The 21,763-nt window shown below is 65.6% G+C and carries 18 protein-coding genes; 3 read left to right on the plus strand and 15 right to left on the minus strand.

Annotated features, from left to right (window positions below):
* Positions 1-178 precede the first annotated feature (178 nt).
* Positions 179-1,594: a U32 family peptidase gene (locus G503_RS14860; RefSeq protein WP_051191141.1), complete on the minus strand. Its 1,416-nt coding sequence runs from the start codon at positions 1,592-1,594 to the stop codon at positions 179-181.
* 336 nt (positions 1,595-1,930) lie between these two features.
* On the opposite strand from G503_RS14860, the gene G503_RS0110570 reads away from it, so the two are divergent.
* Positions 1,931-2,611 carry a TetR/AcrR family transcriptional regulator gene (locus tag G503_RS0110570; protein ID WP_016310436.1) on the plus strand — a complete coding sequence of 227 codons (681 nt, stop codon included), beginning with the start codon at positions 1,931-1,933 and terminating at the stop codon, positions 2,609-2,611.
* A 115-nt stretch (positions 2,612-2,726) separates the two neighbouring features.
* Here the strand turns inward: G503_RS0110570 and G503_RS0110575 are convergent, their stop codons facing one another.
* The 13 genes from G503_RS0110575 to tatA form a co-directional block, all read right to left on the minus strand.
* The gene (locus tag G503_RS0110575) at positions 2,727-3,524 is read right to left on the minus strand and encodes a hypothetical protein (protein WP_028027548.1); all 798 of its coding nucleotides are present in this window, start codon (positions 3,522-3,524) and stop codon (positions 2,727-2,729) included.
* Positions 3,521-4,339 carry an ABC transporter ATP-binding protein gene (locus G503_RS14865; RefSeq protein ID WP_156891997.1) on the minus strand — a complete coding sequence of 273 codons (819 nt, stop codon included), beginning with the start codon at positions 4,337-4,339 and terminating at the stop codon, positions 3,521-3,523. The genes G503_RS0110575 and G503_RS14865 overlap by 4 nt, the downstream gene beginning before the upstream one ends.
* Before the next feature lie 79 nt (positions 4,340-4,418).
* Positions 4,419-5,978, minus strand: a complete 1,560-nt coding sequence (gene cysS, locus G503_RS0110585; RefSeq protein WP_028027549.1) for a cysteine--tRNA ligase — start codon at positions 5,976-5,978, stop codon at positions 4,419-4,421.
* 83 nt (positions 5,979-6,061) lie between these two features.
* Positions 6,062-6,832 carry a GTP pyrophosphokinase gene (locus G503_RS0110590; protein ID WP_202095533.1) on the minus strand — a complete coding sequence of 257 codons (771 nt, stop codon included), beginning with the start codon at positions 6,830-6,832 and terminating at the stop codon, positions 6,062-6,064.
* Positions 6,833-6,941: 109 nt separating this feature from the next.
* Positions 6,942-7,634 carry a hypothetical protein gene (locus G503_RS0110595; protein ID WP_028027551.1) on the minus strand — a complete coding sequence of 231 codons (693 nt, stop codon included), beginning with the start codon at positions 7,632-7,634 and terminating at the stop codon, positions 6,942-6,944.
* Positions 7,579-8,205: an RNA polymerase sigma factor gene (locus G503_RS15720; protein WP_051191145.1), complete on the minus strand. Its 627-nt coding sequence runs from the start codon at positions 8,203-8,205 to the stop codon at positions 7,579-7,581. Before G503_RS15720 ends, G503_RS0110595 begins: the two co-directional genes overlap by 56 nt.
* 295 nt (positions 8,206-8,500) lie before the next feature.
* Positions 8,501-8,995 carry a 2-C-methyl-D-erythritol 2,4-cyclodiphosphate synthase gene (gene ispF / locus G503_RS0110610; protein ID WP_028027552.1) on the minus strand — a complete coding sequence of 165 codons (495 nt, stop codon included), beginning with the start codon at positions 8,993-8,995 and terminating at the stop codon, positions 8,501-8,503.
* A gap of 256 nt (positions 8,996-9,251) precedes the next feature.
* Positions 9,252-10,094 (minus strand): 2-C-methyl-D-erythritol 4-phosphate cytidylyltransferase, encoded by an 843-nt coding sequence (ispD, locus tag G503_RS0110615; RefSeq protein ID WP_028027553.1) that lies wholly within the window; start codon positions 10,092-10,094, stop codon positions 9,252-9,254.
* 91 nt (positions 10,095-10,185) lie between these two features.
* Positions 10,186-12,768 carry an ATP-dependent Clp protease ATP-binding subunit gene (locus G503_RS0110620; RefSeq protein WP_028027554.1) on the minus strand — a complete coding sequence of 861 codons (2,583 nt, stop codon included), beginning with the start codon at positions 12,766-12,768 and terminating at the stop codon, positions 10,186-10,188.
* Positions 12,769-13,112: 344 nt separating this feature from the next.
* Entirely contained in the window at positions 13,113-14,096 is a 984-nt protein-coding gene (locus G503_RS14875; RefSeq protein WP_051191147.1) for an ion transporter, read from the minus strand.
* Positions 14,097-14,227: 131 nt separating this feature from the next.
* The gene (gene lysS / locus G503_RS0110630) at positions 14,228-16,189 is read right to left on the minus strand and encodes a lysine--tRNA ligase (protein ID WP_028027555.1); all 1,962 of its coding nucleotides are present in this window, start codon (positions 16,187-16,189) and stop codon (positions 14,228-14,230) included.
* Between the two features lies 1 nt (position 16,190).
* Positions 16,191-16,661 carry a transcription elongation factor GreA gene (gene greA / locus G503_RS0110635; RefSeq protein WP_028027556.1) on the minus strand — a complete coding sequence of 157 codons (471 nt, stop codon included), beginning with the start codon at positions 16,659-16,661 and terminating at the stop codon, positions 16,191-16,193.
* 97 nt (positions 16,662-16,758) lie between these two features.
* Positions 16,759-17,034 carry a twin-arginine translocase TatA/TatE family subunit gene (gene tatA, locus G503_RS0110640; protein ID WP_028027557.1) on the minus strand — a complete coding sequence of 92 codons (276 nt, stop codon included), beginning with the start codon at positions 17,032-17,034 and terminating at the stop codon, positions 16,759-16,761.
* A 219-nt stretch (positions 17,035-17,253) separates the two neighbouring features.
* Here tatA and G503_RS0110645 point away from each other — a divergent pair, with 219 nt between their 5' ends.
* A complete protein-coding gene (locus tag G503_RS0110645; protein ID WP_235715551.1) occupies positions 17,254-17,670 on the plus strand; it encodes a metallopeptidase family protein in 417 nt (138 codons plus the stop codon).
* Positions 17,671-17,705: 35 nt separating this feature from the next.
* On the opposite strand, the gene G503_RS0110650 is transcribed toward G503_RS0110645, so the two are convergent.
* Positions 17,706-19,232 carry a helix-turn-helix transcriptional regulator gene (locus G503_RS0110650; RefSeq protein ID WP_028027559.1) on the minus strand — a complete coding sequence of 509 codons (1,527 nt, stop codon included), beginning with the start codon at positions 19,230-19,232 and terminating at the stop codon, positions 17,706-17,708.
* A 274-nt stretch (positions 19,233-19,506) separates the two neighbouring features.
* On the opposite strand from G503_RS0110650, the gene G503_RS0110655 reads away from it, so the two are divergent.
* Positions 19,507-21,429: an FAD-dependent oxidoreductase gene (locus G503_RS0110655; protein ID WP_028027560.1), complete on the plus strand. Its 1,923-nt coding sequence runs from the start codon at positions 19,507-19,509 to the stop codon at positions 21,427-21,429.
* Positions 21,430-21,763: the final 334 nt, after the last annotated feature.

Here is a 21,763-nt window from a genome sequence, read left to right on the forward strand (position 1 = left end):
TCTTGGGAGCATCCTAGCACGGCGGGGCGGTCGCTTCCGGCGGGGCGGGAAAGTTTCTGCGCCCCAGCGGCGCCCCAGCGCGATGTCGGGCCTCTCCGGGAGTGGGCGCGAACGCGTAGGGGGACACCCCCTTCGCCCCCGCAAGGCGGCCGCGCCGCAACAGCGCGGAGAGAGGGGCTTAGGCCCCGTGGCGGGCGGAACGGCGGAAGGTGCGCTTGCGCAGGAAGGAGCCGGGGGGCACGGGGCCGTCCACCGCGATCCGATACAGGTTGCAGGACCGGTTGGCCGCAGCGGCCGGCTCCCAGTCGGCGGCGGTGGCGCGGGCGAGGGCCTCTTCCACCGTGGCGGGCGCGTCCTCGTCGTGGTTGTCGGGACCGAAGGTGGAAAGCCAGCAGAGGTCGCGTACGGCCACAGCGCGTGTCGGCTCATGGGGCGCGAGGATTTCCAGCTCGTCGCGTTCCGCGAACTGGTTGCGGCAGAGGACGTACAGGTAACGGGCGTCCTCCTCTGCCGAGTGGCGCGGGCGCGGCCCTTGGCCCGCAACTGCCCCCGACCCTTCCCCGCAGGCAGGCGCGCAGGCCACCACATCGGCCACGTGCATGGTCTCCTGCTCGTAGCCGTCATAGGCGCAGGCCTGCTCGGCCTCGTCGAAGTAGAAGCCCGTGCCGTAGGGGCGGTGGGACACGGCCGCAAGCTCGGCGGCCACGGCCTCGGACGGCTCGCCATCGAGCACACGGCGGTAGGCCCCCACCACCGTGGCCACGTAGAAGGCCTTCTTGTTGCGCCCCTCGATTTTGATGGAATCCACGCCCGCACCGGCCAAAGCCCGCAGGTGGGCGAGCATGTTTAGGTCCTTCGCGTTCATGATGAAGGCGCCGCGCCCGTCCTCTTCTATGGGGAAGAACTCGCCGGGGCGCTTCTCCTCCTCCAGCAGGAATTCTGGCACGGGCTGCGGATTCTCCGAAACCGGCCCCGCACCGGCATTCTCCGCCGCCAGAGCGTCCGGGCCCGCCGTGCCCAGCGAGTAGCTCCAACGGCAGGGCTGGGTGCAGTGGCCCTTGTTGCCGGATCGGCCCGTGAGGTAGCTGCTGATGAGGCAGCGGCCCGACACGGCCATGCACATGGCACCGTGGGCGAAGGCCTCGATCTCCAGCTCGGGCGGCGCATCTTGGCGCAAGCGGGCGATGTCGGCCAAGCTCATCTCGCGGGCGCACACCACGCGGCTCGCCCCCAGGCTGTGCCACACCCGGGCCGCCGCGCCGTTGGCCACCGAGGCCTGGGTGCTCACGTGACGCTCCACCCGCGGCGCCACCTCGCCGGCCACGGCGAAGGCGCCCAAGTCCCCGATGATGAAGGCGTCCACCCCGGCCGCATCCAGGGAGCGAAAGAACGCCGGCAAGCCGTCGATGTCGTCCGGATGCATGAGGATATTGCAGGTGACGTGCACCTTCACACCGTGCTCATGGGCATAGGCCACCGCTGCGGGAATCTCGTCCAGGGCGAAGTTCGCCGCCCGGGCCCGCATACCGAACCGGTCGGCCGCCAGATACACCGCATCGGCCCCGAAGGCCACCGCGGCCCGCAGCTGTTCCATCCCACCGGCAGGCGCGAGCAGTTCCATCGGAATGGACGGCAACGGACATTGGGCAGACACGGGAACCTCGCTTCGTCACGGAAAAACAGAGGCTCCCATTATAGAAGATGGCTGCAAACCCCTTCGCAAAACGGGTCAACGGGATAGAATGGGCAGAGGTTGACCGGCGGGTCAAGCAAGAAAACCCCCGCGGGCGCGAGGCGGATACGGTCTCTCTCGTAGCGCAGGCTGCGCCTGCATCTCAACCAAGGCGCCCCATCAGTACCTGTTGATTACGCGGGCACAGCCCGCACTACGGTGCATGCCCTCACCGTAAGACGCAAGAAGGAGGCGACCATGGCCCGAAACGCAATCGAAGGTGACCGGCACGGCGACTTCGACGCACTGCCAGTCGAGCGGCAGGAAACCATCATGCGGGCGTCCATCGAGGGCTTCGGCCGCCACGACTACAAAGGGGCCTCCACCGAGGAGATCGCGCGACGGGCCGGCATGTCCAAAGGGCTTCTGTTCTTCTACTTCCGCAACAAGAGCTCCCTGTACGTGCGCACCCTGGATTACCTGATGGAGCGGGCCGTGGACTGGGTGGTGGACGACGAGTTCCGCGCCATCGACGACTTCTTCGACCTGCTGGAGTACGCCGGGGCGCAGAAGCTGGCCCTCATGGGACGGTGGCCCTGGGTCTTCGAGTTCTCGCTGCGGGCCTTCTACGCCGATCACCGGGATATTCGCGAAACGGTGGCGAAGTGGATGACCCGGCAGGTGGACATCTTGTACGACCAGTTCATGGCGAACGTGGACTTCACACGGTTCCGCGACGGGGTGGACCCGCGCGAGGTGCTGGACATGCTCATCATGATGGGCGACGGCTATTTGCACCAGCACCTCTCCAGCCGCGAGCCCATCGACGTGGCCGCTTTCCAGGCCGCCTACCACCAGTGGTGCGCCATCATGCGCCACTGGGCCTACAAGCCGGAATATCTGGATGGAAGAGGTGGGGACCGGAAGCACACTTCGTAGGGGCGAGCTCCCGCTCGCCCGTGGGCCCGGGATTGCCGGCGCTTCGCGATAGCTCGGCGAGCTTCGGGGACGAGGGCGACCAGGAGGTCGCCCCTACGGGTGCGGCTGCAACTCCCTATAGGCTGAAATCGCGGCGGCAGAAGCGGGCGACGCCTAGGGCGAACAGGGCCGCGGCGACCACACCGAGGACGACGGCGCCGGCGACAGCTCCCCCATCGGCCGCCGCCAGGCCGTAGGCGTCGTAGAGCGCCAGCGGCGAGAGGTCGGCGACCCACGCGAGGCCCTTCCCCACCGCGCCGGCCGTGCCCATGAGCAGGAACACCGCACACGCCCCGGCACCGCCCCACAGCGCCAGGCCCGTATGCTGGAAGCAGCAGGCCGAGGCGAAGCAGAGGGCAGCCACGAACAGGCCGAGAGCCACCAGCCCCGCATTGGCCCGGGCGAGGGCCGCGCCGTCCAACTCTCCGGGGAACAGCGCCTCGCAGGCAATCACTTCCGCGCCCCACGACAGGCCCACGACAATGGCCACCGCCGCCACTTCCACCGCCACGAAGGTGAGCGCGAGGGACAGCCGCGAGCGGGGCGCGGCGAGCAGCCACGCGAGCGACCCGTCGCGCACCGGCCCCACCACGAGGCGCTGGGCCAGGTAGGCCGCCATGAGCACGAGGGTGCCGGTGAACAAGAAGCCGTACAGGTAGTTCAGCAGGAAGTCGAGCAGCGTCGCGGAGGGGTTCGCCATGCCGAAGGCCTCGAAGAGCTCGGGCATGGCCGCCTGCATGAGCTGGATGCTCTCGTTCACCTCGGGGTCGTACAGATACGCCACCATGGCGATGTAGAACGCGAGCACGACCACGATGGCCGCCATCACGGCCGCCGCGCTGCGCAGGCTACGCTTGAACAACGTCGCGCTCATCGGACACCCCCTCTCTCCGACGAGGCTGGGGAACGCCCCAGGTCGACGGAGTCAGACGGCGCGGCGGAGCGATTCCCGGCGGCGCGCCCTTCCGCGGCATCGCCCCAGCGGCGGCGCAGCGCCTCGGCGCCGTACAGGTGCTCCAAGGTGGCATCCAGGGTGAGATCAGCCGCGCAGGCCTCGGACGTCAGGCGCCCCGAGCGCACGAACAGCGCCCGATCGCAGGTGCCCTCCACCTCGCCGAGCACGTGCGACGACAGCAGGATGGTGGCGCCCCGGCGCTTCTCGGCCCGCACCAGCTCCACGAAGCGGCGCTGCATGAGCAGGTCGAGGCCGCTCGTGGGCTCGTCGAGCAGCAGCACCGCCGGCCCGTGCATGAACGCCGCCACGATGCCCACCTTCTGCCGCGTGCCCTTCGACATGGCCCGCAGCTTGGCCGACGGGTCCAGCTCGAAGTAGTCGATGAGCGCGTTGGCGCGGCAAGGCAGCGCGGTGCCCCGCATGCCCGCCACGAAGGCCAAAAAGGAGCGGCCGGTCATGTCGCCCGGCAGGGCCAGCTCGCCGGGTAGGTAGCCCACCTCGCGCTGAATGGCCGCCCGATCGGCGAAGCACGGGCGGCCGCCGAGGATCGCCCGGCCGCCATCGGCCCGCACAAACCCCATGAGCAGGCGCATGGTGACGGACTTCCCCGCCCCGTTCGCGCCGAGGAAGCCCACGACCTCCCCGCGGCCCACGGCGAAGGACAGGTCGAACACCCCGCGTCCGCCCCCGTAGTCCTTCGTGACCCGCTCCAGCTGAATAACCGGCTCCATCATGCTCCTTCCGCCGTTTTCCAAGATCAACACCTACTCTACGCCGTTGACCCGTTTTCAGAAGGGGCTCTTTCGCGATGTCCTACCCCTCGTAGCTCACGCGGGCGCCCTGGGGGGTGTCCTCGATGGTGAAGTCGAGGGCGGCTAGGCCGTCGCGGACGCCGTCGGCCACGGCCCACCTCTTCTCGGCACGGGCGGTGGCGCGGGCCTCGAGCAGATGGGCCACGGCGACCTCCGGATCGTCGCCGTCGTAGCCGGCCAGGTCGGCGGCCAGGGCCACCACCTCCACGGGATAGGCCGCACCTTCCTCGGCGGCGGCCACGTCGATGCCGAGCACGTCCATGAGCTCGACGATGGCATCCCGGGCGGCGCGGCCGGCCGCAGCCTCCTCGGCCGCCAGCACGGTTGCATCGGCCACAAGGGCGTTCACATCGCTCACGAAGGAGAAGATCTCACCCAGGGCCGCCGGGGCATTGAAGTCGTCGTCCATGGCCTCGGTGAAGTTGGCTCGCAGCACGGCCACGCGATCGGTCAGCGCCGCCGCATCCAGCACGGCCGAAAGCTCGCCCTCGGCGGTTTCCGGGGCCAGGGCCGCCTCGCCGCGGGGCGTGCCCGCCTCCAGCAGCCAGTCGAGGGCGCGCACGGCGTTCTCGATGCGCGTGAGGGCCGCGTCGGCCTCGTTCACGCGCTGCTCGCCGAACACAAGCGGGCTGCGGTAGTGGCTCTGCAGCATGAGCATGCGCAGGGCCGCCGGGCGCACCTGCTCCAGCACCTCGTGCAGCAGCAGGAAGTTGTTCAGCGACTTCGACATCTTCTCGGTCTCGCCGGTCTCGGCGTTGGCGATCTGCAACATGCCAGAGTGCATCCAGTAGTTGGCAAAGGTGCTGTCGCAGGCGCACTCGGACTGGGCGCGCTCGTTCTCGTGGTGCGGGAACACCAGATCAGCCCCGCCACCGTGAATGTCGAAGGGCAGGCCCAGGTACTTCTCGGACATGGCCGAGCACTCGATGTGCCAACCGGGGCGACCCGCGCCCCAGGGAGAGGGCCAGGCCGGTTCGCCGGGCTTGGCCGCCTTCCACAGGGCGAAGTCCAGCTCGTCGCGCTTGCGATCCTCCAGGCCCTGGCCGTCGGCTCGCAGCTCGCGGTGACCGCTTTCCGCCTCGTCCACGTCGCGGCCCGAAAGCTGCCCGTAGCCCGGGTAGGAGCGCACATCGAAGTACACGTCGCCCTCGGCCGCATAGGCATGTCCGCGCTCGATGAGGCGCTCGATGAGCGCGATCATGGTATCGATCTCTTCGGTGGCCTTCGGGCGAATGTCGGGGTCCTGTACGCCGGCGGCCCGCATATCCTCGATGAACAGGCGCGTGTACTCCTCGGCCACCTCGGCGGCGGTGCGGTCTTCCTCGCCGGCGCGCTTGATGATCTTGTCGTCCACGTCGGTCACGTTCTGCACGAAGGTGACCTCGAAGCCGCGCCATGCCAGGTAGCGGCGGATCATATCGAAGGAGATGAAGGTGCGCGCATTGCCGATGTGAATGCGGTTGTACACCGTGGGGCCGCACACGTACATGGCCACCTTCCCCGGCTTTACCGGCTCGAAATCCACTTTCTGGCGCAGACGCGTATCGTACAGCTTAATCATGAATGAGCTCCTTAAGCGAACTAGCAAGTAGGAGCATTGTAGCGCAACCCCAACACCGCCACAGGCGCAGGGCCGGAAAGGAACTACTTCTCCCCGTCGTCGAGGTAGTTGCGCAGGGCCTGCATGCGGGCGTCCAAATCGGCGGCAGCGTCGGCCAAGTCGGCCAGCTCCGCGGCCACGGCGGCGGCCTCTTCCTCGGACAGATCCTTCTTGTAGCGCAGCTGGTGCTCCAGCGAGGCCCAGAAGTTCATGGAGATGGTGCGCAGCTGCACCTCCACCTTCACGCAGCGCTTCTCATGCTCTAGGAAGATAGGCACCTCGATGATGAGGTGCAGGCTGCGGTACCCGCTCGGCTTCGGAGCGGCCACGTAGTCGCGACGCTCGATGAGCACCACGTCATCCTGGGCCAACAGCGATTCGGCCAGGGCGAACATATCCTCGGGGAAGGTGCACACCACACGCACGCCAGCCACGTCGAAGATGTTCTGCTCGATGGAGTCCACCGACATGGGGAACCCCTTGCGCACGAGCTTCTTCGCCAGGCTATCGGTGCTCTTCAAGCGCGACTTGATGGACTCGATGGGATTGCGGTCGTGCTGCAGGCCGAACTCGGCGTCCAGCACGCGGAACTTCGTCTCCACCTCCATCATGGCGCATTCGTAGTAGGTCATGAGCCGCCGGTAGGGCGCGAAGTTGCGCTCGAGCATGGCGGAGAACTCGTCGCTGCCGGCGAGGCGCGCGAGCATTTGGTTCGCCAGCTCCTCGCGGTGCTCGTGCAGGGTGTCGAGCGCGCTCTGGCCCTCGCGCAGGCGCACCACCGCATGATTGAAGACCCGTTCGGCCCGCTTCGCCATGGTGTTTCTCCCTTCCCCGCTTGGGGCTTACGACCCCACAAAAATCTCCCGCACCCGATGATCCGGGTGCGGGAGATTATAGCCGACCCATGCCGTCGGGCACCGAATTCTACTGGGCCTCCACGCTCGCGGCGGGGGACGCCTCGGCGGAAGTGCCGAGCGCCGCGGCCTCCGTCTGAACGTTCACGTGCCAGTTGCCCGGCTCGCCGCTCACCTGGTAGACATAGGTGGCGCCGTCCATCTCGAAGGTGCCGGTCGCTGCGCCCTGGGCCTTGATCTGATCGGTGATGTCGATGGGCTCTGTCTGGGAGCCGTCGCCGGGCACCAGGAGCACGTGGCCGTCGTCGGATTCCAACACCATGCCCCCGGTCGCACCGTCGGCCGCATCGGCGCCCTCGGCGGTGTAGTCCTTGATCTCATAAGCCATGTTCGAGAAATCGCCGTCTTCGGCGCTCATGGTCATGGCGATGTCGCCCCCTTCGCCAACGGCGTCCTCCACCGTGTACTCGACGGTGCCCACAGTGACATCGCCTTGCTGGCTCATCTGCACGTCCATTTCCACCGGCTCGCCGTTCACCCACACGGTGGCCTTCTCCACCCAGGTCTCGCCCGTGGCGGCATAGCACACGCCATTCGTCACCACGAACACACCGAGCAGACCGGCACAGGTCGCCGTGGCCAATCGCAGCGCAACTCCGCGCTTCTTCGTCTTCTCCATAGGAATGCCCTTTACCTTTCCGATGAGGTCAGCAGAGGCATGGACCTCGCCCATCATGGCTTTGTACTGGCTGGCATTGCTCATCGTCCCATGCCTCCTTCAACGTTTGCTTGAGTAGTTTTCGTGCACGGACAAGACGGGTGCGCACCGTGGGCTCCTTAATGCCAAGCACCGCGGCTATCTCGCGGGTGCCCATGTCCTCGAAGTAGAACAGGTGCACCACGATGCGGCACTTCTCGGGAAGCTCGCCGAGGGCTGCATAGAGCCGCTCGTGGGCGGGCTCCGAGAACGCCGGCTCCTCATAGGGCGGCGTATCGGCGTCGCCCACCTCGCGCAGCTCTACGCGACGGTGCCACAGCGTGCGCCAGAGATTGCGGCACTCGTTCACCGTCACGCGGATGAGCCACGCCCGCAAGCGTTCGTCAGTCGCCGCATTAGAGGCAGCGGAACAGCTGCCGCGCAGAGACCGATCACCATCGGTTTGCTCGGCGGCCGCAGCACGTCCGAGCCACTCCGGCGGTTTCTCGTACAGCTTCAGAAACACCGCCTGCACGACATCGTCGGCATCGGCACCCCGCCGCGTCTGGTTGAGCGCGATGCGATACACCATGTCGGCGTAAGCATCCACAATAGCTCTGAGCTGGCGGTTCTCCACGTCATTTCCCTCTTGTCCGTCTGCAGGAGCGCCGCCCTTCCCGCGCTAGCAGTCGAGAAGAGAGGCACCTCTGCGTGAAAGGCCCTTCAAGGGTAATACGCATAAGGCGGCGGAAATGTGCGGTTGTGGGAAAATTTTTCCGAGATGCGCGTCAAATGGTCCGCGCCGAGGGCCTAGAGTTCGAATTCCTCGAGCAGGGCATCGCGGCAGACTCTATCGTCGGCAGCGCGAAGAAGATCGTCGAGCCGCCCAGCAGCAGACAGGCGCTGCGCCAAGGCGAGCCAGCGCGAACCCCCTACCCCGTCCGACACACAAGGCAGGTGGCATAAGCGGTGATGCCCTCCTCGCGGCCCTCATGTCCCAAGTGCTCGGTGGTGGTGGCCTTCACGCCTACGTTCTCCACGGGAAGAGCCATGGCGGCCGCCAGGTTCTCGCGCATGGCCTCGCGATAGGGGGACAACTTCGGTGCCTGGGCCGCGATGACGCTGTCCACATCGATGATCTGAAAGCCCTGATCGCGTACGAAGCGGGCCACCTCGGCGAGCAACTTCAGGGAGTCGGCGTCTTTGTAGGCCGGGTCGGTGTCGGGGAAGAGCTTGCCAATGTCGCCCCCGCGCACCGCGCCCAGAAGCGCATCGGATATGGCATGGGCCAGCACATCGGCATCGGAGTGTCCGTCAAGACCCTGGTAGTGGGGGATATCCACCCCGCCTAAAATGAGCTTGCGCCCCTCGGCGAAGGCATGAACATCCATGCCAAGGCCCGTGCGCAAATTGCGCAATTCGTTCATGGAGGCTCCTTCCACCCCTCTTCCCCTTTCGGTCGTTGAAAGGGGCCTATTTTGCGGCAAATCGGGAGCTATGAGCGTCAACCAGCAACATTCGCACCCATCCTGTCATCGCATTTTCACAAAACCCCAGGTCACATCCCTGCGGTTTTTAGGCGAGGCGAAGGGAGCCCTCTGCAGACGCTCATAACTCCCGATTTGCTGCAGAGAGGGTCCTTCCCACCGACCGATCCGCCTGCTCCGGCAGAGCGAACGGAACTCACCGATGCTCGGAGTTCAGCAGCATGGTGCGCACGGCGCTGGCCAAAAGCACGTAGTCCTCGGGCACCGTGAGCTTGATGTTGTCGCGCTTGCCCTCAACCACGAGCACGCGGCCGCCCAATCGCTCGATGAGCGACGAGTCGTCGGTGCCCACAAAGCCATCGGAGAGTGCGCTCGCGTGGGCGCGGCGATAGATACCCGTGCGGAACACCTGGGGCGTCTGGGCGTTCCAGAACACCGAGCGGTCGGGCGTGCCCACGATCACGCCGTCTTCCACCACTTTCAGAGTGTCTACGGCCGGGTGGGCCACCACGGCGCCATCGGCGTCGAAGTTGCCCTTCACCGTGTTGATGGTATGCTCAATGAGGTCGGGCGAGACGAGCGGGCGGGCGCCGTCGTGCAGCACCACGTACTCGTACTCGTCGCCCACCATCTCGAGCCCTGAGAAGGCCGACTCCTGGCGGATGGAGCCTGCGGGCGCCAGCACCACCGGCGTGACGAAGGGGAAGGGATCGATGGCTCGCGAGAGATACTCGCGCATGCGCTCCTCGGGGCAGACCACAACAATGAGTCCCACATCGCCCACCGCATCGAAAGCCTCGGCCGACCAGGTGAGAATGGGCTTGCCGGCGATTTCCACCAGCTGCTTGCCCCCCTCCTTGCCGAAGCGCTCGCCGGTGCCGCCGGCTAGGATGATGGCCGCGGTTTTCGGGTTCTTGTCCACCTTGCCCTGCAGCTGCAGAAGCGGACAAGCCAGCGCGTCGAAGTTGAAGTCGTCACCGAGCAGTGTGGGCTCTTGCAGCACCGACGGCTCGAAGATCGGGTCGATGATCTGGGTCATGGCATCCCCTCGTAATAGGGCGTTTGTTTTCCGTACCCCCGTAGTATACGCGAAGGCGCCCCGCAATGGGGCGCCTTCGAGGTGATGGGACTTACTCTCCCCCGGCAACCGAACCGGCGGGCGCACCGGCGCCGCGGCCGCTGCCGAGCCCGGCGCGACCGAGGTCGTAGTTGGTGAGCAGCAGCTCGGCGTCCCGGGCGATGGAATCACGCTTGCGCGGCGCGGGAATGGAGCCGGTGCCCTCGCTGAACACGAGCTCCTCGCCGTCCTCGCCCACGGTGACGTCCACCACGCTGCCGCTCGTCCAGCGGCCCTCCAGGATCTGCTCGGACAGCGGATCCTCCAGCAGGCGCTGGATGGCCCGGCGCAGCGGGCGCGCGCCGAAGGCGGTGTCGGTACCTTCCTTGGCCACGAGCTTCTTGGCCGCCTCGTCCAGGTTGATGGTCATGTTCTGGGCGATCATGCGCTCGCGCAGCTCGGCCACCATGAGATCCACGATCTGCACGATCTCGTCTTCGGTCAGGCTCTTGAACACGATGATCTCATCGATGCGGTTCAAGAACTCGGGCCGGAAGGCGTTCTTCAGCTCGTGCATCACCCGGCTCTTGATCTCCTTGTCGGAAAGCCCGTTCTGCCCCGAGTTGGAGAAGCCGAGCGTGGTGGTGGTCGTGATATCGCGGGCGCCCACGTTCGACGTCATGATGATAACCGTGTTGCGGAAGTCCACGGTACGCCCCTGGGCGTCGGTCAGGCGCCCTTCCTCCAGGATCTGCAGCAGGATGTTGAACACATCCGGGTGGGCCTTCTCGATCTCATCGAACAGCACCACTGAATAGGGGCGCTGGCGCACAGCCTTGGTGAGCTGGCCGCCCTCATCGAAGCCCACGTAGCCCGGAGGCGATCCCACCAGGCGCGACACCGTGTGCTTCTCCATGTACTCGGACATGTCGAAGGACAGAAGCGCGTCCTCGGAGTTGAACAGGAACTCGGCCAGGGCCTTGGACAGCTCGGTCTTGCCCACGCCCGAGGGGCCCAGGAAGATGAACGAGCCGGCCGGGCGCTTCGGGTCCTTCAGACCGCTGCGGCTGCGGCGGATGGCCTTGGACAGGGCGGTTACGGCCTCGTCCTGGCCGATGATGCGCTCGTGGAGCACGCCCTCCATGCGCAGCAGCTTCTCGGTCTCGGCCTCGGTGAGGTTGCTCACGGGCACGCCGGTGGACATGGACACCACGTCGGCGATGTCCTCCACGGTCACCTGCTGCACGGTCTTGGAGGTGTCCTCCTCCCACTGCTTCTCGGCCTCTTCGCGCTCCTTCTTCACGGCCTCTTCCTCGTCGCGCAGCTCGGCGGCGCGCTCGAAGTTCTGGTCGCCGATGGCACGATCCTTCTCGGCGCGGATCTTGCGCAGCTTCTCATCGAGATCGCGCAGCTCCTTGGGCAGGGTCATGTTGCGGATGCGCATGCGGGCGCCGGCCTCGTCCATGACGTCGATAGCCTTGTCGGGCAGGTAGCGATCCTGGATGTAGCGGTTCGCCAGCTGCACGGCGGCGGTCAGGGCGTCGTCGGTGAAGTGCACGCCGTGGTGCGCCTCGTACTTGTCGCGCAGGCCCTCCATGATGCGCACGGCCTGCTCCTCGTTGGGCTCGTTGATGGTGAGCGGTTGGAAGCGGCGCTCCAGGGCCGAGTCCTTCTCCAGGTGCTTGCGGTACTCCTCCAGGGTGGTGGCGCCGATGATCTGAATCTCACCGCGGGACAGCGGGGGCTTCAGAATGGCGGCCGCGTCGATGGAGCCCTCGGCCGAGCCGGCGCCGATGATGGTGTGGATCTCGTCGATGAACAGCAGCACGTCACCGGCGTCCATGACCTCCTTGATGACCTTCTTCAGGCGCTCCTCGAACTCGCCGCGGTACTTGGAACCGGCCACGAGCGCCGACACGTCCAGCGTGATGAGGCGCTTGCCGCGCAGGATGTCGGGCACCTGGTTGCTCACGATGAGCTGGGCCAGCCCCTCGGCGATGGCCGTCTTGCCCACGCCGGGCTCGCCCAGGATGAGGGGGTTGTTCTTCTGGCGACGGGACAGGATCTGCATGACGCGCTCGATTTCCGAGGCGCGGCCGATGACCGGGTCCAGCTTGCCGTCGCGGGCCTTCTTCGTGAGATCGGTGCCGAACTCAGTGAGCATGGAATCCGACGAGGCCGGCCCGTCGAAGCCGGAGCGACCTGCGTACACGGGCGACTGGCCCACCAAATCGTTCAGGGCGCCGCGCACATCGTCGCCGGACACGTTCAGGCGACCGAGCACTTCCAAGGCCGTACCCTCGCCCTCGCGCACGATGCCCAAGAGCAAGTGCTCGGTGGAGATGTAGGACTGGCCCATCTGCATGGCCTCGCGCAGGGAGTTCTCCAGCACGCGCTTCACCCGCGGCGTGAAGGACAGATGCCCCGACACGTCGGCGTCCTCGTCGATGGTGACCACCTGGCGGATGGCCTGCACCACCCCATCGTAGGTGACGTTCAGGCGGTCGAGGGCCTGGGCGGCCAGGCCGTCCTTCTCCTGGATAAGGCCCAAGAGGATATGCTCGGTGCCCACGTAGGGCTGATGGAGCGCACGCGCCTCATCCTGAGCCAGGACCAGCACCTTGCGGGCTTTGTCCGTGAATTTCTCGAATGACATGGTTTCCTCGTTCCTTCGTTGGTGCCCCGCGGCAAAGGTTCTCTCTCGCTAGCAGACAGGCCGGGCACGAAATATAGTTCCCGAGCAGTTTAGCACTCACGCGGGCGAATTGCTAAAGCATGGTGCCGAGAAGGGCTGTTTTGTGGGCACGTTGTGAGGGGACCGCCCGGGAAAAGCGCAGTCCGTCCAAACACCTCCCCACGCGCCGTGCCAGCCGACGTGCGGCGCTGCTCGCGGGCGACGCACGACAAAAATGACGATTGGGCGAGGTTTGCCGCGCCCAAAAGGACGGCTACACGACATTTTTGCCGGTTGAGCGAGTCTTACGGTGATGAGAGGCTCGCTCAACCGTCATTTTTGTCGTCTCCGTCGGAAATGCCCCACTTCCCGTCGGTATCCCTCGAGGCTGTCCCGCTTTCCCCGAAAGGCCCCCGCGCCCCAACGCGCTGCGCTTCGTCGCGGTCGTCTTGGCGGGCATCTTCGCGGCGCACGTCGCGCTCGATCTTGCGCAGGTTCGCGTTCTGGAACTCGGCCACGAAGCCGGCGGAGAAGATACCACCGGGAATGGCCACCAAGGCCACGGAGAGGAACATAATGACGGAGCCCACGATGCGCCCGGCCGGCGTAATGGGCACCAGGTCGCCATAGCCGGTACCCGTGATGGTGGTGACGGCCCAGTACACGCCCGACAGCAGATTGTTGAACTTGTCGGGCTGGGCCGGGTGCTCGATCTCGTACATGATCACGCTGGAAACGACCACGAGCAGGGCGATAACCAGAAAGGCCGCCACAATCTCATGGTAGTGCTTCGCGATGACGCGGCCGATGGTGCGCAGGCCCCGCATGTAGCGGGAGATCTTCACGAGACGCACCAGGCGCACCACGTTGATGACGTTCAGCAGCACGGGCGTGACGGGCACGAACCAGGCCACCATATTCGGCCCGAAGGAGAGCAGATCGATGATGCCCCAGGGCGAACAGATATAGCGCAGCCGCGCCCGGGCCGGCGTGCAGTTGCCGAAGGCCAGATCGGCAATCCAGATGCGGGCGAGATACTCGACGCAGAAGCAGACCGTGGAGAAGCGGTAGAAGCCGGCGACCACGTCGGCCGTGACGGGATCGAGTCCCGGCTGGGTGGATACGAACACCACCACCGCATTCAGCAGGATGAGCACGAACAGCGCCCCGCCCACGATGCGGGCCGGCCAGCTGGCACGGCGCAAGTTCTCCAGCGCGTAGAACGTCTCACGCTTCAGTTCGTTGGTGTGGGCCAGCTTGAGCCGCCGGCGGAATCGCTCGGCTCGCTCGCTTTCCCGACGCCGCCCCATGGCCGTACCTCCTCTCGCGCCAGATCGGTCGTCTCTTTCGCATCTGCCTCTCGCTGCCGCCTATTCTAGAAACAGATGGGCCCGCGCAGCTCAGCACGGACCCATCTGTAGGTAAGTTGGTAACTGTTCGCCTAGTACAGCTTGGCGCCAGCGGGAATGCGGTCGTCCACCATGAGCAGGTTCAGGCGCTCCTCGGGCTCGCCATCCTCGCCCGGCACTTCGTGCACGGCGCTGATGATCATGCCGCACGAGTCGATGCCCATCATCTTGCGCGGCGGCAGGTTGGTGATGGCGATGAGGGTGCGGCCCACCAGCTCCTCCGGCTCGTAGTAGGCGTGGATGCCCGACAGGATGGTGCGGTCCTCGCCCGTGCCGTCGTCCAGGGTGAACTGGAGCAGCTTCTTGGACTTCGGCACGGCCGCGCACTCCTTCACCTTCACGGCGCGGAAGTCGGACTTGCTGAAGGTGTCGAAGTCCACCTCATCGGAGAACAGGGGTTCGATGACCACGTCGGCGAAGTCGATGGGAGCCGCAGAGGCCACCGGGGCCTCGCCCGTCGGGGCCGCAGACGGAGCCGCGGACGCAGCGTTGCCACCCACCGGCACTTCGTCCTTCATGTGGGGGAAAAGCAGCACGTCGCGGATGGAGGGCGCGTCGGTGAGCAGCATGACCATGCGGTCAATGCCGATGCCCACGCCTCCCGCCGGCGGCATGCCGTACTCCAGGGCGCGGATGTAGTCGGCGTCGAAGCCCATGGCCTCGTCGTCGCCCATGTCCTTGGCCGCCACCTGGGCGCGGAAGCGCTCGGCCTGGTCAACCGGGTCGTTCAGCTCGGTGAAGGCGTTGGCGTACTCGTGGCCTAAGATGAACAGCTCGAAGCGCTGGGTGAGCTCGGGATTCTCGGGATCCTTCTTCGCGAGCGGGGAAATCTCCAGGGGATGATCGATGACGAAGGTGGGCTGGATGAGCTTCTCCTCGGCCACGGCCTCGAAGATCTCGCTGATGAGCTTGCCCTTGCCCCAGGCCGCTTCCGCATGGCCGCCGTGCTTCTCCAGAATGGCCACGAGCTCCTCGCGGCTGCGGTCGAAGGATACCTCCTCGCCGGCGTGCTCGCTGGCCAGCTCCATCATGGTGGCGCGGCGCCAGGTACCGGACAGATCCACCGGCGTGCCCTGGTACTCGATCTGCAGGCTGCCGCAGGCGGCCTCGGCCGCGGCCTTGATGCAGCCCTCGGTGAGGTCCATCATGCCGTCCAGGTCGCTGAAGGCGGCATAGGCCTCCATGGTGGTGAACTCGGGGTTGTGGTACGGGTCCATGCCCTCGTTGCGGAACTGGCGACCGATCTCGAACACCTTCTCGAAACCGCCCACGAGCAAACGCTTCAGCGGCAGCTCCGTGGCAATGCGCAGGTAGTAGTCGCGGTCGAGCGCGTTGAAGTGCGTGATGAAGGGCTTCGCGTTCGCACCGCCGATGATGGCGTGCAAAAACGGCGTCTCCACCTCGTAGAAGCCCATATCCTCCATGTAGCGGCGAATGGCCGACACGATCTTGAAGCGGCGCTCGAAGGTAGTGCGCACCTCGGGGTTCATGACCAGATCCACATAGCGCTGGCGGTAGCGGGTCTCCTTGTCCGTCAGCCCGTGGAACTTCTCGGGCAAAGGACGCAGCGACTTGCTCATGAGCTCGAAGGAGTCTACGGCCACAGACAGCTGACCGCGGCGGGTGCGCATCATAGTGCCGGTGACGGCGATCCAGTCGCCCACGTCCAGGTCGCACAGATCGGCGAAGCGCTCGTCGCCCAGGGCGTTGATGCGACAGAACAGCTGAATGTCGCAACCGGACTCGCGCAGCTCCAAAAAGGCGATCTTGCCCTGCACCCGCTTGGCCATGATGCGGCCGGCGATGGTGACCACATCCTCAGTGGAATCACCGTCCCCCAGATGAGCGTACTGCTCGTTCAGCTCGCCCACGCTGTGGCTGCGCTTGATGGCATGGCCGTAGGGGTCCACGCCCGCGGCGATGAGCGCCTCGCGCTTCGCCTTGCGCACCTCGATGGGGTCGTCTTCGATTACCTCAGTGATTTCCTCAGCCATATTAGTGCTCGATCTTCAGAACGGTCAGGGTGATGTCGCGGCCGGTGGGGCCGGTGGTGGTCACCTCATCGCCCTTCTTACAGCCGAGCAGCGCCTGGCCTACAGGCGACTCGTTGGAGATCTTGCCCTCGGCGGCATCGGACTCGGCGCCGCCCACGATGGTGAACACGCGCTCGCGGCCGTTCATGTCCACGGTCACGGTAGAGCCGATGTTCACCTTGCTCGAGCGCTTCGGCGTGTTCACCACGGTAGCCTCGGACAAGATGCGGCTGATCTCGGCGATGCGCGCCTCCATCATGCCCTGCTCGTTCTTCGCGTCGTCGTACTCGGAGTTCTCGGAGATGTCGCCGAACTCGCGGGCCACCTTGATGCGCTCGCCGATTTCGGCGCGCTTCTCGGTCTCCAGGTAGTGAAGCTCCTCTTCCAGCTTCTCCTTGCCCTCTTGGGTCAGTACGTAGTTCTCGTTAGCCATGATATGTCCCGTTTTCTCTCTTTATACACTGGTGGTGCGCCCGCACAAATGCACGGGCGCACCACGATTTACCAGTTTATTGGAAGAAGCGTTGCGGCTATTCGGCCTTCTTCTTCACGACCTTCTTCACGGTCTTCTTGGGGGCGGCCTTGGCGGGCTCTTCCTCGACCACTTCCTCGACGACCTCGACGACCTCATCGTCGTCGGCGGCCTCTTCGATGTCCTTCTGGCCGGCACCCATGCCATCGCGCAGGTTCTTCACCGTCTTGCCCAGAGCGCTGCCGAGTTTGGGCAGGTTCTTCGGGCCGAAGATGAGCAGGATGACAACCAGGATGATAAGGAGCTCAGGAACTCCCATGCCCAAAATCTTCATGCAATCCTCCGTCAGGTCGGGCAAGGTTTCCCTTGCCTCGTTCTTTCGCCTCTTGGCGACGCGGTGCGTTCCCCCAAGACGCGCTTTTGCGTGCCGACAAGGGTAGCACAAACACCCCCTTTGCAACCGAAGTCGCACAAATACTTCAAGCAGCCCAAGGGCTTGTCGCCTACAATAGGCGCAAACCACGCGAACCGAGAAGGAGAAGCCGTGCACCGCATGACCGACGAGGAGTTCGAGGCCGCCATCGAAGAGGCGCTCGACGCCATGCCCGAGCAGTTCCTGGATGCCCTGGAGAACATCGCCATCGTCTGGGAAGACGAGCCGAGCGCCTACCACCTGGGCCTGGATGACGAAGGCGACGTTGCAAGCTGGCAGGATGCCAACGAATGTGAAGACGAGCCTGTGCCCGACGATCTGCTGGGCCTGTTCGACGGCCTCTCCCTCGTAGAGCGGGCAGAAGGCGGCTACGACGACGATATCCCCGATGTCATCACCATCTTCAAGGGCCCCCACGAGCGCTGCTTCTCCAGCCGCGAAGAGGTGGTGGAGGAGATCGGCAGGACCGTCATCCACGAACTGGGCCACTACTTCGGCCTCGACGAAGAGCGCCTCGCCGCCATGGGCTACGAATAGTAAAGGGGACTTTCGGCCGAGATCGCACGACCAGCCTATGATCCGGAGTTGCCCTGGAAAAGATCGAGCAGAGCCTGCTTGGAGCGGCGGTTGGTCTTGGCGTAGATCCTTTTGATGTGGGACCAGGCGGTGCTCTCGGAGATGAACAGCTCCTCGGCGATCACGCGGGCAGAGCGACCGCGGGCGACGTAGGACAAGATCTCCTCCTCGCGATGGGTCAAGCCATAGGCCGCGGCGATCTCCGCCGCTCGATGGCGCAGCGCCAGCTCCACCTCGTCGGCCGCCTCCTCGGCACCAGCTCCTCCGCCGGAGGCCCCCTCCGCGCCCGCTTCTCCGGCGGCGCTCGCGTCCGCCTCCTCGCACGTAAGCCCAGCCGCCGCGCCTTCGCCGCCGTCCCGCGAATCCTCCCGAGAAGCCGCCTCGCCCTCCCAATCGCGGCGAGGCGCCGTGCGGTGGCGGCGGGTGACGAAGAGAAGCACGAGACCCAGCGGGTACAGCGAGACCAGGGCGACCAGCACCGGCAGCGGCAGGCCGCGGTTGCCGAGCATCCCCAAGGCGGCGCCGACCATCAGGCCGAGAAGCAGCGCCACATTCGACGCCCCGAAGCACACGGGCGAAAACGCATAGGGGTTCAGCTTCTCCTGAGAGGCCAGTCCCACCGAGAAGGCCGCGAACAGGAAGGCGATGGCCTCGTAGGAGCCCACCATGACCGAGCCGGCCACCGCCCCGATCCCTTCCCCGAAGATAGCGATGAGGGAGAACATCGCAAACAAGAACGGCAGCACGTACGTGTAGGCCTTCACGGGATGGCGAATGGATGAGCCGCAGAACACCAGCACGGCCGCGACCAGGGCGCCCACCATATTAGTCGTCTGCATATCCATGCCCACGAACAGCGGCTCCAGAGACGAGCCCATGACCGTGACATTCGAAGCGCTCACCACGAAAACGCACACCACGAGGCATAAGAGCGCCGGCCAAAAACCGCTTTCAGAACGAGGCCACATACCGCCCAGCGGCCCCTGGGCGCCTTCGCCCCGGCTCAAGCCGCACAGGCCCAGCAGACAGCAAGCCGACAGCGCCAGCAGCCCCACGGACAAAGGGGCGCTGCCCCAACCAGCCTGGGCCACCACGGCCTGGAGTGCCACCGATAAGAGCAGCGCGCTGACCACGGTCACGGCGGGCCGACTCGTTTTCCGAACGCAGAGGGCGAACCACACCACCGAAAGCGCCGTGGACGCCACACCGTGGAGCGCCCCGGCCAACCAAGGATTTCCCACCACGGCGGCCAGGGCAAAATCTGCCATCAACAGGCCATATGCGCCGAGGGCCACCCCGCGCCGCGGAAAGCGCTCCTTCAAGCGCAAGCCGAGCAGACCCAGAAGAAGGCAGGTCAGCACCGCGCACAGCGTGCTCGCGATCATAAAGCCATCGACCGACACGAACCCCGCGCTGCCACCCGCCATGCCGAAGGCGGTCAGGTAGCCGCTGCTGCCCGCAGCCTTATACAGGCCGTAACCTGCCACAAAGACAATGTCCCACTGTTGCCGCAGCCTGCGCACACGCCCCTCCTTCGTTGCCCCGATTATCCCACAACGATTCGGTCACCCCGCAGTAAAGCGGCGCGCATTGCATCGATAACATATCTCACCTGGCCCTTTATGAAAAAACCACCAAAAAATGGGGAGCGGCAAAACGGGGCCGAAATACCCCGCTCTCCCCAGTTTCACCAAAAAACGACGATAGACGGTGCCAACGCATACCGCCTATCGTGGCGGAGTCGCAATCATGCGAGTTCATCCGCGAATCGCCGATTCGCACAGGAAAGGGGAAGGTATGACCGAACAGTTCGCACTCAATCGACGGAGCTTTCTCAAGGGTGCTGGCGTAGCCGGCGCTCTGGGCGCCGCCGCCGTTCTCGGCGTGGGATGCACCCAGCCCAGCAAGGCCGACGAGTCTCTAGCGGAAACCGGCAACGCCGAGGCGCCCCTGTCGCCGGCCGAGAGCACGCCCGCGGCGTTCTCGGAGCCCACCGACGGCAAGTTCGTCACCAAGACCATCGGCCACGAGGGCTATGTGTACGTGGAAACCACCATGGCCGGCGGCAAGATCGCCAACTGCCAGGTGATCAACCACGACGAGACCATCGGCATCGGCAGCCTCGCCTGCACGATGTTCCCGGCGAAGATCGTCGAGAGCCAGAGCGTGAAGGTGGATGCCGTGTCCGGCGCCACCACCACGTGCATGGCCATCGCCCAGGCCGTCATGGAGGGCATCGAGAACTCCGGTCATGCCGTGTCCGACTTCCAGGCCGAAATCGCCGCCCCCTCGGGCGGCACCGCGCAGACCGCGGAGGTGGATGTGGCCATCATGGGTGCGGGTACCGCGGGCCTCATCGCCGCCACGCGCCTGCTGGAAAAGGGCAAGACGGTGCTCGTCATCGAGAAGCAGGACATCCCCGGCGGCTCCATGAGCATGACCTACAGCGGCGTGGCCGCCGCCGAGTCCGAGCTGCAGAAGAACTACTCCCTCGGACGCTTCGACGATACGCCCTTCATCAACCTGGAGGCCATGATGGAGCTGCTGGGCACCATGGTCGACCCGCAGTTCGACCGCTTCAACGGCGCCATGCCCTACGACCGCGCTCTGTACGAGACCTCGGGCAAGCTGGTCGACTGGATGAACAGCATCGGTGTGGGCTTCTACACCATGGGCGTCAATGCCGCCTACGGGGCCACGCCCTACATGGCCCCCGGCTGCTACGAGGGCGGCTGCGGCTACGCCATGCAGTTCTTCGTAGACCGCATCGGGGCCCTGGGCGGCCAGATCGTCTACGGCACCACGGTGACCGAGTTGACCGCCGACGGCAACGGCGCCATCACCGGTCTTAAGGCCGAGGGCAAGGACGGCAGCACTTGGGATGTGACCGCCAAGGCCGTGCTGCTGGCCTCGGGCGGCTTCGCAGCCAACCCCGACATGGTGGCCGAGTACTATCCCGACTACGCCTCCTTCTCTTTCAACTGCTGCCCTGCCTCCACCGGCGACGGCATCGTGCTCGGCCAGAAGGCCGGCGCCGCCATCGAGTGCATGGGGCGCACCCTGGGCTCGTATCTGTCCACCACGGCCCAGGCCGGCTCGCGCATGGAGATCGCCTTCATCCACCAGACCTCGCCGGGCATCATGGTGAACGCCCAGGGCGACCAGTTCGACAACATCATCTCGGGCAACCACGGCGCCATGACCCGCGGCCTGCTAAACCCCGACAACGGCGGCAAGTTCTTCTATATCACCGACGAGTCGGGCGCTATCGGAGCCATGAACAGCCTCACCTGGGGATTTGATACCTACAAGTCGCTGTTCGATCGTGGCGACATGGTGCACTACGGCAGCGTAGAAGAAGCCGCCGAGGCCCTGGGCCTGCCGAATTTGGCCCAGACCATCGAGAAGCACAACGCCCACGCCCTGGCCGGCGAGGAGGACGAGTTCGGCCGCAAGAATCTGCCTTTCCTCGATTTCCATGACGGCATCTGGGTCTGCGCTTCAGAGCCGACGCCCTACCTGACCACCGGCGGCTTGGCCATCGACACGGCCTGTCATGTGCTGACCGAGAGCGGCGAGCCCATCGCGAACCTCTACGCCGCCGGCGACGTGTGCGGCTCGGTGGAGGAGAAGGACGGCAAGAACTACGGCATGGGCTTCGATGCCGCCATGAACTACGGCTACATCGCCGCGGAGACCATCACCGCCGCCATCGCCTAACCCTCGCAATTCCCTTACGAGAGCGCCCCGCGCTCACCCCAGCGTCCCCGGCCTCCCTCCCTGCCGGGGGCGCTGCATTTGCGAGGACAACCGAACGTCCGCCCTGCGCATCTGAGGCGCGAACCGCCCCGACCGTAGTCCATCCCTATCGACCTCGCGCTTTCCAACCGACGCTCCCCTCGTCACGGACAACACCAAACACTTCCCCGAAGACGAGCGCATCTTCACGCCCGCAGGCTATATGCAGTCACTGCGACCCAGTGCCCGATGGCGAGCCAGGGCACCGAACGACGAACAGGCCCCGACACCTTTCGATGCCGGGGCCTGATACTAA

This window comes from Adlercreutzia mucosicola DSM 19490 (assembly GCF_000422625.1).
Lineage (GTDB): Bacteria > Actinomycetota > Coriobacteriia > Coriobacteriales > Eggerthellaceae > Adlercreutzia > Adlercreutzia mucosicola.

Coding starts and splice junctions, on each gene's coding strand:
- tatA (WP_028027557.1), bottom strand. CDS start 17,034: ATGAAGATTTTGGGCATGGGAGTTCCTGAGCTCCTTATCATCCTGGTT.
- ispF (WP_028027552.1), bottom strand. CDS start 8,995: ATGAACGAATTGCGCAATTTGCGCACGGGCCTTGGCATGGATGTTCAT.
- lysS (WP_028027555.1), bottom strand. CDS start 16,189: ATGGCTGAGGAAATCACTGAGGTAATCGAAGACGACCCCATCGAGGTG.
- G503_RS0110645 (WP_235715551.1), top strand. CDS start 17,254: ATGACCGACGAGGAGTTCGAGGCCGCCATCGAAGAGGCGCTCGACGCC.
- G503_RS0110590 (WP_202095533.1), bottom strand. CDS start 6,832: ATGGCGAAGCGGGCCGAACGGGTCTTCAATCATGCGGTGGTGCGCCTG.
- G503_RS0110655 (WP_028027560.1), top strand. CDS start 19,507: ATGACCGAACAGTTCGCACTCAATCGACGGAGCTTTCTCAAGGGTGCT.
- greA (WP_028027556.1), bottom strand. CDS start 16,661: ATGGCTAACGAGAACTACGTACTGACCCAAGAGGGCAAGGAGAAGCTG.
- G503_RS0110575 (WP_028027548.1), bottom strand. CDS start 3,524: ATGAGCGCGACGTTGTTCAAGCGTAGCCTGCGCAGCGCGGCGGCCGTG.
- G503_RS14860 (WP_051191141.1), bottom strand. CDS start 1,594: ATGGAACAGCTGCGGGCCGCGGTGGCCTTCGGGGCCGATGCGGTGTAT.
- cysS (WP_028027549.1), bottom strand. CDS start 5,978: ATGATTAAGCTGTACGATACGCGTCTGCGCCAGAAAGTGGATTTCGAG.
- G503_RS14865 (WP_156891997.1), bottom strand. CDS start 4,339: ATGATGGAGCCGGTTATTCAGCTGGAGCGGGTCACGAAGGACTACGGG.
- ispD (WP_028027553.1), bottom strand. CDS start 10,094: ATGACCCAGATCATCGACCCGATCTTCGAGCCGTCGGTGCTGCAAGAG.
- G503_RS0110595 (WP_028027551.1), bottom strand. CDS start 7,634: ATGAGCAATGCCAGCCAGTACAAAGCCATGATGGGCGAGGTCCATGCC.
- G503_RS0110570 (WP_016310436.1), top strand. CDS start 1,931: ATGGCCCGAAACGCAATCGAAGGTGACCGGCACGGCGACTTCGACGCA.
- G503_RS0110620 (WP_028027554.1), bottom strand. CDS start 12,768: ATGTCATTCGAGAAATTCACGGACAAAGCCCGCAAGGTGCTGGTCCTG.
- G503_RS14875 (WP_051191147.1), bottom strand. CDS start 14,096: ATGGGGCGGCGTCGGGAAAGCGAGCGAGCCGAGCGATTCCGCCGGCGG.